This window comes from Sphingobacterium sp. UME9 (assembly GCF_014170215.1).
GTDB classification, from domain to species: Bacteria; Bacteroidota; Bacteroidia; order Sphingobacteriales; family Sphingobacteriaceae; genus Sphingobacterium; species Sphingobacterium paramultivorum.
Genome location: NZ_LZZP01000009.1, coordinates 274,601 through 288,419, shown reverse-complemented (window position 1 = coordinate 288,419; position 13,819 = coordinate 274,601). Strand labels below are relative to the sequence as shown.

At 39.4% G+C, this 13,819-nt stretch carries 12 protein-coding genes; 3 read left to right on the top strand and 9 right to left on the bottom strand.

Annotated features, from left to right (window positions below; translation table 11 throughout):
* Positions 1-301 precede the first annotated feature (301 nt).
* Positions 302-1,861, top strand: coding sequence for a calcineurin-like phosphoesterase family protein (locus A9970_RS14475; protein ID WP_182982811.1), 1,560 nt, complete (start codon positions 302-304; stop codon positions 1,859-1,861).
* A gap of 387 nt (positions 1,862-2,248) precedes the next feature.
* On the opposite strand, the gene A9970_RS14470 is transcribed toward A9970_RS14475, so the two are convergent.
* From A9970_RS14470 to A9970_RS14450, 5 genes are all read right to left on the bottom strand, one after another.
* The gene (locus A9970_RS14470) at positions 2,249-3,574 is read right to left on the bottom strand and encodes a mechanosensitive ion channel family protein (RefSeq protein ID WP_182982810.1); all 1,326 of its coding nucleotides are present in this window, start codon (positions 3,572-3,574) and stop codon (positions 2,249-2,251) included.
* A gap of 38 nt (positions 3,575-3,612) precedes the next feature.
* Positions 3,613-4,983 (bottom strand): nucleoside permease, encoded by a 1,371-nt coding sequence (locus A9970_RS14465; RefSeq protein ID WP_182982809.1) that lies wholly within the window; start codon positions 4,981-4,983, stop codon positions 3,613-3,615.
* 45 nt (positions 4,984-5,028) lie between these two features.
* Positions 5,029-5,655, bottom strand: a complete 627-nt coding sequence (locus A9970_RS14460; RefSeq protein WP_182982808.1) for a bifunctional nuclease domain-containing protein — start codon at positions 5,653-5,655, stop codon at positions 5,029-5,031.
* A 115-nt stretch (positions 5,656-5,770) separates the two neighbouring features.
* Positions 5,771-6,745: an electron transfer flavoprotein subunit alpha/FixB family protein gene (locus tag A9970_RS14455; protein ID WP_153846576.1), complete on the bottom strand. Its 975-nt coding sequence runs from the start codon at positions 6,743-6,745 to the stop codon at positions 5,771-5,773.
* A gap of 20 nt (positions 6,746-6,765) precedes the next feature.
* The gene (locus tag A9970_RS14450; protein WP_182982807.1) at positions 6,766-7,503 is read right to left on the bottom strand and encodes an electron transfer flavoprotein subunit beta/FixA family protein; all 738 of its coding nucleotides are present in this window, start codon (positions 7,501-7,503) and stop codon (positions 6,766-6,768) included.
* 402 nt (positions 7,504-7,905) lie between these two features.
* On the opposite strand from A9970_RS14450, the gene A9970_RS14445 reads away from it, so the two are divergent.
* Both A9970_RS14445 and A9970_RS14440 read left to right on the top strand, forming a co-directional pair.
* Positions 7,906-8,238, top strand: coding sequence for a lipopolysaccharide assembly protein LapB (locus A9970_RS14445; protein WP_182982806.1), 333 nt, complete (start codon positions 7,906-7,908; stop codon positions 8,236-8,238).
* A gap of 84 nt (positions 8,239-8,322) precedes the next feature.
* Complete coding sequence (locus tag A9970_RS14440) at positions 8,323-8,742, top strand: copper resistance protein NlpE (RefSeq protein ID WP_182982805.1); 420 nt, start codon at positions 8,323-8,325, stop codon at positions 8,740-8,742.
* 546 nt (positions 8,743-9,288) lie between these two features.
* On the opposite strand, the gene A9970_RS14435 is transcribed toward A9970_RS14440, so the two are convergent.
* The 4 genes from A9970_RS14435 to rsmI all read right to left on the bottom strand — a co-directional run bounded on the left by A9970_RS14435 (position 9,289) and on the right by rsmI (position 13,746).
* Complete coding sequence (locus A9970_RS14435) at positions 9,289-10,425, bottom strand: cysteine desulfurase family protein (protein WP_182982804.1); 1,137 nt, start codon at positions 10,423-10,425, stop codon at positions 9,289-9,291.
* Positions 10,426-10,642: 217 nt separating this feature from the next.
* Positions 10,643-12,265 (bottom strand): apolipoprotein N-acyltransferase, encoded by a 1,623-nt coding sequence (gene lnt, locus A9970_RS14430; RefSeq protein WP_182982803.1) that lies wholly within the window; start codon positions 12,263-12,265, stop codon positions 10,643-10,645.
* A 23-nt stretch (positions 12,266-12,288) separates the two neighbouring features.
* Entirely contained in the window at positions 12,289-13,044 is a 756-nt protein-coding gene (locus tag A9970_RS14425; protein WP_153846581.1) for a PH domain-containing protein, read from the bottom strand.
* A 36-nt stretch (positions 13,045-13,080) separates the two neighbouring features.
* Positions 13,081-13,746 (bottom strand): 16S rRNA (cytidine(1402)-2'-O)-methyltransferase, encoded by a 666-nt coding sequence (gene rsmI / locus A9970_RS14420; protein ID WP_083663502.1) that lies wholly within the window; start codon positions 13,744-13,746, stop codon positions 13,081-13,083.
* Positions 13,747-13,819 lie beyond the last annotated feature (73 nt).

Sequence of the window (13,819 nt, the reverse complement as noted above, 5' to 3'; positions counted from 1 at the left end):
AATTGGTTTCTCTTTTTTTTTGCCAAATACCTGTCTGAAAACAAAGGGAGAAGGATTTAAGTAGCTAACAATATTATTTCTAATAGGGATTTTATAGGGAGCTAATAGGGACCTGATAGGGACCTCATTCGGATGAATACGAATAAAACACGGATAAAGTCCCTATAACGATACTATTAAATATGTGTTAATTAATACGGAAGTCTTAAATTGTTACCTTTGTTTTTTGATAAATTCTTTATATTCTCTTTATACTCCTTTAACCTGAATCGAATACTTTAGCGCCAAAACAAAATTTCATATGAAAGCATTTTTGGCATTAGCAATTTCCTGGGCATTCGTAAACGCGGTGCAGGCCCAAGATTTTGCGAAAGGAAAAGTTTATCTAGACATAAACAAAAACGGAAAATTGGATAAAAACGAAAGAGGCGTTGCCTCCGTTGCTGTTAGTAACGGCCGCGAGGTGACGACAACCGATAAAGATGGCAATTATCAGTTGCCTGTTGGAAATGACAACATCATTTTCGTGGTTAAACCGACAGGCTACGCTTTGCCTTTGGATGAAAATAACCATCCAAAATTCTATTATATCCATAAGTTAAACGGTAGTCCAGCTTCAAAATATCCTGCAGTTGCTGCTACAGGAAAAATCCCGGCTGCTGTAAATTTTGCATTGTACCAACAAGATGAAGATCCTAACTTTTCAGCTTTTGTTTTTGGTGATCCACAAGCCTACACGGAGGAAGAATTAGCCTATTTCAAAAATGGTGTGATCAATGAAATTTCAGATAAGACAATTGCGAAATTTGGAATAAGCTTAGGCGACTTAGTGGGAGATGATCTTTCACTACAGCCAAAGTATAAATCGGTGATTTCCACGATGGGATTACCGTGGTATAATGTCATGGGAAACCACGATATGAACTATGATGCCAAAGAGGATAGCCTCTCCGATGAATCGTTCGAGCAGACTTTTGGCCCCAATAACTTTGCGTTCAATTATGGAAACACGCATTTTATCATTCTTGATAATATCATTTATCCGAATCCGCGGACAGGTAAAGGTTATTTAGGTGGATTTCGTAAAGATCAGCTTGATTTTGTGGAAAATGACTTAAAAAACGTAGCTAAAGATAAATTGATTGTATTGGCATTTCATATACCTTTATATCATCAAAACTCGGATGTCTTTCGTAACGAAGATCGACAACGTCTGTTCGATATTTTGGCTCCATTTAAGCATACCTTGTCTTTGTCCGCGCATACACACTTTCAGCGCCAATATTTTTATGGACAAAAGGACGGATGGAAACAAGAAAAGCCACATCACGAATATAATGTAGGTACAACTTCTGGTGACTGGTATTCGGGCGAGTTGAATGAAAAGGGAATTCCTGTTTCTACAATGCGGGACGGTACACCAAAAGGGTATGCCATTTTAAAAATCGAGGGCAACCAATACAGTTTTGATTATAAGGTTGTAGGTAAGCCGGCAACGTATCAGATCGATTTATATGGAGCTTCGGTCGTTCCAGAAAAATACACAAAGAGATATCCGATATACGCTAATTTTTTTATTGGAAAGGAAGGGGACAAGGTAACGTATAGAATCAATCAGGGCGAATGGAAGGAAATGGATTTTGTCAATGAAAACGATCCAGCATTTCTAAATTCTTTGGCTAAGTACGATACAGCAACTGAATTAAAGAATACGCGTAGACCTTCAAACCCCGAAAAATCCAGTCATCTGTGGACGGCTAATTTGCCTAAATTAAAAGCTGGTAAATATCAGATTGAGGTTCAGGCTGTTGATCTTTTCAATAGAGTACACCTAGCAACGAAGACTATTGAGGTGAGATAAATAACCGATTGTAGAGTTGTTTTAAGTTTAAAGATAGCTTAAGATGCACTTAACATTACCATCCTATATTTGTGTAGAGTAATTTTTGATTCATAAAGAGTTAGGGTTAATGTGTAGATCTGTTGTGAAACACGTCTGAAAATTTAGTTTGTTTTTAAAGTGAAGGTAATCTCCCCAGATTACCTTTCACTGTTTTTAGACCTTTCACTTTAAATTATGCTGCCAAAATTTAAGTCCTTCTACTATGATCTATATCTACACTTTATCCGGTTTGCAGCTACAAACTTTGTTAAGCCGTTAACCTGGTATATGAATGTTAGTGCGGTAGCGGCTTTTTTTTCTGAAAGCGACTGATGTTATTGGCCGGAAAGAACTTTCAGTTCGCTTCTACTGCCGTTGGTCTGCGAAGTCATGAAGGTTTTGTTGTTGGATAACCTGCCGGAAATCATCTGATGCCGGATTTTCAAAGATCTCCAGGTCGAAGTATTTTGTTGCAGCAAATAAGTGGTCGAATACATCTGAAACAATTCCTTCGTAATATTCCCAGCGGATATCATTTACAAAGAAATAAAGTTCGACCGGAACACCGTGTTCGGTTGAAGCAAGCTGACGTACCATCAAGGGCATGGTCTTGTGAATATTGGGATTTTGACGTAGATAGGTGAGTGTATAAGCTCTGAACATTCCTAAATTGGTCATTTTGCGACCGTTTATGGGACTTGATTGATCTATCTGCTGTTCCGTATTGAATTGGTCAATTGTCTTGGCACGCTCCTCGATATAAGGCCGCAGAATCTGTATATTTTTGAGCCTTTCAATTTCTTCATTTTCCAAAAAACGGATCGTGGAAATTTTGATGTTTATGGCTCGTTTTAAGCGCCTCCCGCCCGATTGCTGCATGCCCCTGTAATTTTTGAAAGAATCCGACAATAGTGTATGCGTCGGTATCGTCGTAATGGTCTTATCAAAGTTCTGCACTTTCACATTGTTGAGGTTAATCTCTTTGACAGTTCCATCGGCGCCATATTTAGGCATTTCTATCCAATCTCCTACGCGGATGGAGTCATTGGCCGAAACTTGTATACTAGCAACAAATCCCAGTATAGTGTCTTTGAATACCAACATCAAGATTGCTGACGCGGCACCCAAGGATAATAAGAAGGACCAGGGAGATTTCCCTGTCAATATCGAGAAGCAGATCGTCCCACCGATAAATAATAGGATAATCTGACAGACCTGTAAATAACTTTCCAGGGGCTTGTCGGCAAAAGATTTTTTCATGCGCAACATATCCCGTAAACTTTTCAGAAGCGAATGAATAATCAGTAAACTGACGACGGTTGTCGCTATGTCAAGTACTTTATTGCTGTTTTCTTTCCAGGTTGGAAAACCCATGAAGATAATGGGCATGATATATTGTGCCACTAGGATCGGGACAAAATGAGCAATAAGTTTCAGCGTTTTATTGCGGATCAATAGATCATCAAAGCGATTTGTGCTTCGCCTGATGGCTTTGATTGTTAACAGGAGTAACGTTCTTTTGGTGAAATAGTCAATGACGATCAAAAACAAGACAACCAGTAAGAGTAAAAGGATCGAGTTAACAAAGTGGCTACCCTGATTATCAAGACCAAGTTGTTTAATCCATTGAAATGTCCAATTATAGATGTAGGATTGGGAATCTTTGAATAATTCCGTTGCTGTGCTTTGCATGTTACAAATATACAAAAGCCGCAATTAGCGGCTTTTTGTTATTTTGAGTTTAGCGGTTCACGCTCGTGTTTATGTCTAAAGAATGCAGCAAAGAAGATTGCTATAACCAAGGTGTAAATGGCAAATGCAAGCCAGATATCATGCCAGTCTTTTAGCATGAGGTTACCGCTTAACATACCGTCAGGTAAGATTGAAATACTCTTTTCCTTCAGAAAATGTAGAAAATGGGTATTATCGATTGTTGTATCCAGATATTGTGCGAGATCCTTGCTGTTTTGAAAACTTTTGGTAAAGTAGTGGTCAATGATCCAACCCGATGCAAAACTGCCTACAACGGCACCAAAACCATTTGTCATCATCATAAATAAGCCTTGTGCCGAGCTGCGTATACGTGATGTTGTCGAGGTTTCGACAAATAAAGAGCCTGAAATATTAAAGAAATCAAATGCCATACCATAGACGATGCAGGATAATACAATCATCCAAAGTCCGCCTGCAGGGTCACCAAATGAGAATAATCCGAAACGTAATACCCAGGCAAACATCGAAATCAGCATTACCTTTTTTATACCGAATCTTTTGAGGAAAAATGGAATAGCAAGAATAAAAAGTGTCTCGGATATCTGCGAAATCGACATAATGATTGTCGAATATTTTACAACGAAAGATTCTGCAAATTTAGGGTAGAATTTAAATTCATCCAAAAACACATCGCCGTAGGCATTGGTCAATTGGAGTGCGGCACCTAAGAACATGGAAAAAATAAAGAATAAAGCCATTTTATAATTTCCAAAAAGCTTAAATGCTTCCAAGCCTAATAGTTGTGTCCAGGAAGCATCTTCCTGTTGTAGCTTCTTCGGTGGACATTTAGGTAATGTAAAAGCATAGAGACTTAAAGCCAAAGCTGCGGTTCCGGCGATATAAAATTGATAAGCTGTAGCCTTGTTGCCTGTTAAATTGGTGATCCACATGGCAACGATAAAGCCTATCGTTCCGAAAACCCGGATAGGCGGGAATGCCTTGACCAAATCGTAGTTATTTTCATTCAATGCCGTGTACGCAATGGAATTGGATAGGGCCAAAGTCGGCATATAAAAACACATTGCCGCAAGCATCGCATAAAAAAAGGTGTTTGGATCATTTACCTGAGGTAAATAGAATAAAACACCCGCATAACATAAGTGAAGAATAAAATATAATCTTTCGGCATTTATCCAACGATCGGCGATAATTCCCATCAGGGTAGGCATAAATAAAGAAGCGATCCCCATGGTTGCAAAAATAGCTCCAAATTGTGTACCATCCCATTGTTTTGTGCCAAACCAATAGTTTGCTATTGTAATCAACCATGCTCCCCAGACAAAAAACTGAAAGAAGCTCATAATGGTCAATCTTAATTTAATAGACATAAATCGATGTTATTTAAAATTTTTGTTTCGCTTTAATGAAAGGAGTTATTTTCTTTTGGAAATCTCATCCCTAATCAACGCAGCCTGCTCGTAGTTTTCTTCGGTCAATGCCTGATTAAGAGCTTGCTCCAGTTGCTCATCTGTCAATGAGGAGAAAGGATTTTGTAGGGATTTTGAAGGCGTTTTTTCTTCGACCTCAACAACACTTGGATCCTGAACTTTGTTGGATTTGTCTAGGTTTTCCAAAAATGCAAACTCATGTCCCTCAATGATAATTCCAGCAGAGGACATAATAAATTCGTAGGCATAGATCGGAGCTTCAAACCGTACAGCCAGTGCAACGGCATCGGATGTGCGGGCATCAATCTCGACAATCTTGTTGCCGTCGGAACAGATAATTTTAGCATAAAATATCCCTTCAATCAAATTATAGATCAGTACTTCAATGAGTTTAATACCAAAAGAATCTGCAAAAGATTGAAATAGGTCGTGTGTCAGCGGACGACTAGGAATCATTTTCTCTATCCGAATAGCAATAGCTTGAGCCTCGTGGCTGCCGATAATGATGGGCAATCTTCTGTTGCCCTCCACTTCTCCCAATACAAGAGCATAAGCCCCAGATTGTGTTTGACTATAGGATAAACCAACGATATCTAATCTGATTTTCTTCATTTTAATTCCAAAGCGGTCTACAAACTTAGATAAATTTGCTTTTATATGCAATTATAACAAATAAAAACTCCCCATTCATTTTGGATAAATGGGGAGAATATATCGGATTAAAGCTTTAAATACCTTTGTAAGCCTTCAATGCCTGCGTTAATTTCGGAACGACGTCGAAAGCATCGCCTACAATTCCATAATCGGCCACTTTGAAAAAGGGCGCTTCTGGATCTTTATTGATGACAACGATTGTTTTAGAAGAGCTTACTCCCGCCAAATGCTGTATCGCTCCGGAGATACCGATAGCAATGTAGAGATTGGGGCTCACAACAATACCTGTCTGGCCTACGTGCTCCGAATGCGGGCGCCAGCCTGCATCGGATACGGGTTTTGAACATGCTGTAGCTGCACCAAGGACGTCTGCAAGTTCTTCCACCATACCCCAGTTTTCGGGGCCTTTTAAACCACGGCCTGCGGAGACGACGATTTCAGCTTCCGGTAAGGAAACTTTGTCTGTTGCTCGGACAATCTCTTTGACCATCGTTGTGAAATCTGTTTGGTCAATATTCGGAGCAAAAGTTTCGACAGTTGCGCTACCACCGGTCTCTTTTGTTTCATATGCATTTGGGCTTAATGCGATGACCTTTATATCCGAGGATAGTTCGAGCGTAGCGAATGCTTTATTGGAGAACGCTGTTTTTTTGACAGTCAGTTTGTCGCCATTGATTTTCGGTAATTCGAGTGCACCATCGGCAAGACCAGCCTCCAATTTGGCTGCGATGCGTGGAGCGAGTCCTTTACCAGAGAATGAGTTGGATAAGACAAGTATTTTTGAACCGGTACTTTTTGCGGCCTCAGCAATGATGCTTGCATACGCTTGGTTTACAAAAGAAGCGAGTCGCTCATTGTCGACATTTAATACTTTGGAAGCGCCGTACTTGCCCAAGCCAGCAAGTTCGTCTCCAGCGACATTTCCAATTGAAATCGCAACAAGATCAGTCTGTATGTTATCGGCGATGGATTTTGCATAAGAAACAACTTCAAAAGCAGATTTTTTGAATTTTCCATCGGTATTTTCTACATATACGAGTATAGACATGGTGTTTTAGCGTTTAAAGATTAAATAACTTTAGCTTCGTCGTGAAGAAGAGAAACTAATTTTTCTACCTCGGCAGCGTCAACAAGTTTGACCGTACCGCGCGGAGCTGGTGTCTCATAGCTGACAATGTGTTCAAGAACGTCTATAGCGGAAGGTTCGAGCACATCCAATGGTTTCGTCCGCGCACTCATAATACCACGCATATTAGGTATTTTTGGCTCGGCAACACCTTCTGCTGTACCAATGACGATTGGTAGCTTTGCTGTCAATATTTCTTTTCCACCTTCAATCTCGCGCTCAACTGTGACTGCGTCGCCCGCAATGTCAACTTTTTTGGCAATGGAAACAGAAGGAATATGCAGCAGCTCTCCTACGATTGCTCCCACTTGAGCACCGTTATAGTCGATTGATTCGCGGCCAGTTAAAATTAAGTCAAATGCATTGTCTTTGGCATACTTTGCTATTTGATTAGCAACAAACCAAGCATCGCGTGGAGCGGCGTTAATCCGTACAGCATTGTCTGCGCCAATTGCCAATGCTTTTCGAATGGTTGCATCTGTAGATGCATCGCCCACATTGATGACAGTTACGGTTCCTTTTCCACCTTCAGCCAACTCAACTGCCTTGGATAAAGCAATTTCATCATAAGGGTTTATAATGAATTGTACACCAGCTGTATTAAATGCAGTGTTGTCATTTGTAAAAGTGATTTTAGATGTAGTGTCAGGGACATTACTTATACAAACTAATATTTTCATATACGATTGGTTTTACTCAAACTTACCATATTTTCTTTCAATTAAAAAGCGCTAAGGCGTTTTAAATTCTGTTAAAGGGTCGTCTTGTGATTTTGATGAATTTTTAATTTTACCAGTTATTTTCATGTATTTTTTTTGATGTGATATGATATTAAGGTGTTTTGTTGTACTTTTTGTAATTTTTCATTTTAAATAGCCGGTTTTTGACAATAGATTTATTGCGTCAGCAAATTGTCATTTTATATGCTAGCATAGTAATTTTAGAAAGCATCGTCGCTCATTCGAGGTTCCTTTCTATAAAAAGCTTTCGTGTGATATGGAGAGACGGGGAATTGTTTTAGGGGGACGCACAATTAAATTGCATATAAAATGCAATTTGTCTAAGTTTGAAATAAAAAAGATATGTCGACACGATTGGATCAACTGAATGAATTTTTGAAGGAGAGCCCCGAAGATCCTTTTTTAAAATATGCGATTGCAGCTGAATATCTCAAGCAGGAAGATGAACAAGAGGCCATGCTAAGATTCGAGAATTTAGTACATACAAATCCAGATTATGTAGGAACTTATTATCATTTGGGTAAATTGTACGAAAAATTAAATAAACAGGAGTCCGCGATTGATACCTATAGATCCGGAATAGAGATCGCTCGTAAGACACGTAATTTCCATGCTTTGGGCGAGTTACAAGGTGCATTGTCATTCTTGACAGATGACGATGAAGATGATTTTTAATCTTTTCTAAATTTTTGGTATTTAATTTGTTATGAATTTATTGGTGTAACTGTTAGATGCTGATTTTTTTGAATTTGGAATGAGATGAAAAGGTTTATTTGGATTGTGGGTTTGTTGTTGACAATTGGAATAGTGGGATGTGATAATCCCAAACAAAGTGTTGCGGTCTATAAAGATAATTTACAGGACCTAAAAGGTAGGGATAAGGCGGAAGTAGTGATAGGTGAATACAAAGGCGTAATGCCTTGTGCGGATTGTGATGGTATAGAAACACTTATTTCATTGCATGCTGACAACACCTACCAATATTCATCTAAATACCTTAATAAAAGTGATGATGTGTTTATGCGTGAAGGAAAATGGAAATTGGATGGCAACATCATTACACTGGATGGGGTCGACTATAAGTTCAAATTAGGGAATCGGATACTCAGTCAGTTGGATCTTTCCGGAAATGACATTACGGGAGATATTTCCAAATATTATGTCTTGACAAAAAATTGAATCTAGCATAAAAGATGTATGAAGAATGAAAAAGCCGAATCTATTTTCGGCTTTTTTATTTTTTTGAAATTATTCACTTTTCCCAGTATTACAATCTTTAATTGGGATTATACTGAAAGTTTTCTTCCCTTCTTCTCTTTAATTTTTAATCGTAGCAAGTTCGGATCAAATAGGCTATTTTAACAGTGCTTGTTCAGTGCTTGCTCAGTATGAACTGAATAAGGAGTGACTGATCACTGTCTAAAAACTGATTGAAAACTGTTCTTAGGCGTGAGTTGGTATGATGCTGTATAAGTTCGAGTAATTATGGTAGTTGTCGAAAATGGGAGGACGTATCTAGAACGGTCTAGCGAATACAAATATGCAGTGTAACGTGCTGTTGGATGGGGAAGTCCTCTTACTCCAGCTTGTCGCTCTGATAGCGCGCTGGAGCAAGATTAAACTTATCTAACTCAATGTAGCGCTGATTAAGAATTCTTGCTTGAATTTTTAATCAGCTCTACATTGAGCGATCTTATTCGTTGTCTGCTGTCAACTATTAAAATATTAGTTATTTTTAGTACAAAGTTCTTTTAACGTTGCTACGACGAAGTCAACTTCTTCTTTGGTGTTATGCTTGCAGAATGAAAAACGAACTGAAGGTCGTTCTGAGCTGGATTTGATTGCACCCAATACATGTGAGCCTATATCTGTTCCTGAACTGCAGGCACTCCCACCAGAGCAAGATATACCCGAAATATCCAGGTTGAATAAAAGCATGTCTGCAAGGTCACTGCAAGGGAAAGAAACATTCAGTACGGTATACAGTGATTTTTCGGGTTCAATAACACCATTAAAATCAATCTCGGGAATTGCTTTTTGCAACTCGTCGATCATATAAGATTTGAGTCCTTGAATATAAGCGTGGTGTTCTTCCATGTGCTCGTAGGCAAGTTCTAAAGCTTTGGCAAGACCCGCTATTCCATAGACATTTTCTGTTCCACCACGCATGTTGCGCTCTTGTGCTCCACCATAGATTAAAGGTTTAATCTTGTTATTCGCATTGATGTAAAGAAAACCCACCCCTTTTGGGCCATGGAATTTATGGGCAGCCCCTGTTATAAAATCTATTTTAAGGTTACCAAGGTCATGTGGATAATGCCCCATGGTCTGTACAGTGTCCGAATGGAATACCGCATTATACTTTTGGCATAACTCGGAGATACGTTGAATATCGTTGAGATTTCCGATCTCATTATTGGCATGCATAATGGAAACAAACGTACGCGGGTTGGTACTTAAAAGTTCTTCCAGCTGGTTGAGATTTAAATTACCTTTTTCGTCAACTTCCAATAAATCGAGGTGCACTTTGCCGGCTTTTTCAAGCTCCTCTAAGGTATGTAATACGGCATGGTGCTCAATAGGTGAGGTGATGGCATGGGTTATCCCAAAGTCGGCGATTGACCTAACGATGGCCATATTGTCGGCCTCGGTTCCGCCCGATGTGAAGAATATCTCTGCTGGAGATACATGAAGTAGCTTAGCAATCGTTTTACGTGCTTTTTCTACAATTGTTTTTACTTGTCGTCCGTGACTATGGATAGAAGATGGATTTCCAAAGTTATTGTTCATCACATCAACCATTACTTTTATTACTTCAGGATCTAAGGCTGTAGTCGCTGCATTATCAAAATATACTTGCATGCTGCAAAATTACAAATCTCCAAAGTAAATTAAAGGTATTAAATGACTTATTTTTATCATTTTATTTTCCTAATTATAGCTGATATGCGTTGGCGTGCCGGGGGCTCATCAGAATTAGGTTCTTTTTGCCGAGGAAGGTATAGGATTAGTGCTTTCCCATTCTGATACAGAAAAAATAGCGCCAAATTATTATTTCAGTTTGGCGCTACTTTTCAATTTAGATAAGTTCTTTTTTTCGTCTGACAACGATGAGTATCACAAGTCCGCCCATTGCGAGCACCAAACCCAAATAGGCAGCAATATCACCTGCTTGCGTGTAGAAAGTAATTTCTTCATTTAAATTAATTTCCTGATTTAGGGCCGCAGGCTGCCACCATTTAGTCTGTTGTACAATATCGCCACGTTGATTGATAAAGCCTGAAATCCCTGTATTTGCTGATCGGGCAACCCAGCGCCTGTTTTCAATCGCACGCAGTTTTGCATACTGTAAATGCTGGTCTTTACCCGAAGTATTGCCCCACCAGCCATCGTTGGTGATGATCGCAATAAACTGAGCGCCTTTTTTGACATATTGGGAAACATAATTGCCCCAGATGGATTCATAACAGATTACGGGTGCGGCACCAATACCGCTTTGGGCATAGAATACCGAAGGTTCAGCCTGTTTTCCGTAGCCACCTGTCGTACCACCGAATGCCTTGAATAGTGGTTTCAGGAAATTCATCGCTGCGCCAAAAGGCATTTGCTCTACGCCCGGCACAAGTTTAGACTTATGGTAAAACTGAAGCTTGGAGGAATAATCGATCAATGTTGCAGCATTGAAATTATCCTGGTAAACATTGGGAGCTATTTCACGCGCAGTAGGTGTTTTTGCATAGTTGTACAACTGATAGCTTTCGATACCTGAAAGTACATTACCATTTTTATATTGATCTAAAAATTTTAAAATGCGCTGGTAAGAATAGGTTTCCCTAAAGTTTTCTTCGTCAAAATCGCCGTTCTGTGAAAGTGCAGTTTCAGGCCAGATGAAAAACTCCGTATTGGGTTTGGCAACTGAATTTGATAAGGAGAATAAGGTGTTTAATTGCTCCTCAGGACTTAAATTGAATTTAATATAAGGGTCAATATTCGGTTGAACAACAACAATCTGTGCAGGATTCTGATGTTCTTCGTAGTTGAAGTAACGTATCAGTGAGTAAGCGCTGGGAACCAACAATATGGTCGCCAAAGAGGCAATCGGGACAATCTTACGTTTGATGGGATAAAGTCCTTTTCCATTGAGGTAAAGTGTAAACACCAAGATATTAACCAGCCAGATCCATATTGTTCCGCCATAGACCCCCGTGATGTCATACCATTGGATCAATTGGTGGAAACTTGCGAAACCATTGCCTAAAGTCATCCAAGGGAAGGCTAAATCCCAGGATTCATGTAGAAATTCATAGCTTATCCAGAATCCCATTAATCCGAAAAGGGATAATAGGATGTTCGTTTTGCGTCGTAATTGCCCATATAGCCTGAAAGCCAGTGCCATTAAAGTGGCGCCAAGACAAAAAGGTATCAGACTGATGACAACAGCTGCAAAAGGCGGCATAACTGCCGAAATGGAGTTGTATACCCAGTAAATGGAAGCCGTGTTCCAAACAACAGCCGTGAGTCCCGCTGTAAGAAATACTTTACGGCCTTTTCTTTTGAATGTTTCACTGCGGATAATATTTTCTAATGCAATCAACAAAGGCACAAACCCAATAAATAACAATGGACTGGAATAGGGGATTGGAGGCCAACCCAACCACAATAAAAAGGCACTTAAAAGTGCCAGTAGATAGTTGTTTTTCACTATATATTTTCTCCCATTTATGATTATAAACTGGATAAAACTTCTCTCTTTTTACTCTCGTATTCCTCTTGGGTAATCAATTGTTTGTCGAAGAGAGTTTTTAATTTTTTGAGCTTCAACGTTATCTCATCGTCTTCCTCTTCTTGGGCGGGTGTAGGAGGAACGATAGGAGCTGTCGAAACAGGAGGAATAAAAGGGGTAGAACCGACCGGTTGCTGTGTCTGCATTGGCGCCGGTGGAGTTACTGGAGCCGACACAACAGGTTGAGGTGCCGCTGGAGCAGTAACTGCTGGTTGAACCGGTGTATTACTTTCAGGTCGTTCAATAATCACTTCCTTCGCAACTGTTGGAGCAAAGACTATTTTTTCTTTTTCGGCGGCCAATTCGGCTTTTTTATAGTTTTCAAGTGCAGCTTTAATATATTGATACAGCTTTCTAGCCTGAACTTTTGGGATATAATCTATACTTAGATTTTCTCCTGTAAAAGGGATAACAGTCACTTTTGAACCGAAGATTTCTTCCTTGAAGGCAATATCCTTGATATCTTGCCAACCGAAGATTTCAAAATCAGTAGCCAGACCCAGTTTAGTAAATTCGCACATAAATATGCGCTTATTACTGATGGTGATACTATCTGGTAAAATAGTAACTGCAGGTTTCTTTTGAACTGCAATATAATCTATTTTTTCCCCTGGAGTAAGCATATCTTGGACTTTAGTAACCAATTTTTCAATGATTTTTATGTCCTGCCCGTCCTGTGCAAATTGTTCCATGTTCATGTCAAATACTTTTTAATACCTAAAGATTGTCAAAATTTATTCCAATCCTGCTACACAAAATACAAATTCTCCTTTAATCGGATTGTTTTCAAAGTGTAATTTTAAATCAGTTAATGTTCCGCGAACATTTTCTTCATAGAGTTTGCTCAGTTCGCGCGATATCGAAGCTTGTCTTTCAGCTCCAAAAACGGTAATAAATTCTTCGATGGTTTTGAGAATACGATGTGGCGACTCGTAGAAGATCATCGTTCTTTTTTCCTCTGCCAAAGCTTTTAAGCGCGTTTGCCTTCCTTTTTTGACGGGGAGAAAACCTTCAAAACAAAAACGGTCGTTGGGAAGCCCAGAATTAACAAGCGCTGGCACGAAAGCTGTTGCACCTGGTAAGCATTGCACTTCGAGCCCTTCTTTGATGGCTTCACGCACCAGCAAAAATCCAGGATCTGAGATCGCCGGTGTCCCTGCGTCTGAAATCAATGCAATGTTTTGCCCTTCTTTCAAGAATTTAATGATTTCAGATACCGCTTTATGTTCATTGTGCTGATGATGCGCAAATACTTTTTTGTCGATTCCAAAATGCTTCAAAAGCGGAGCGCTGGTCCTTGTATCCTCTGCTAAGATGAGGTCCACTTCTTTCAGGACATTGATCGCACGGAACGTCATGTCCTCCAGATTGCCAATAGGTGTTGGAACTAAATATAACATGGTCAAAGTTAAGTTTTTTTTACTATATAATATGCGCTAAAACATTCTGTGCTTTTTAGAGTTTTATTTTAAA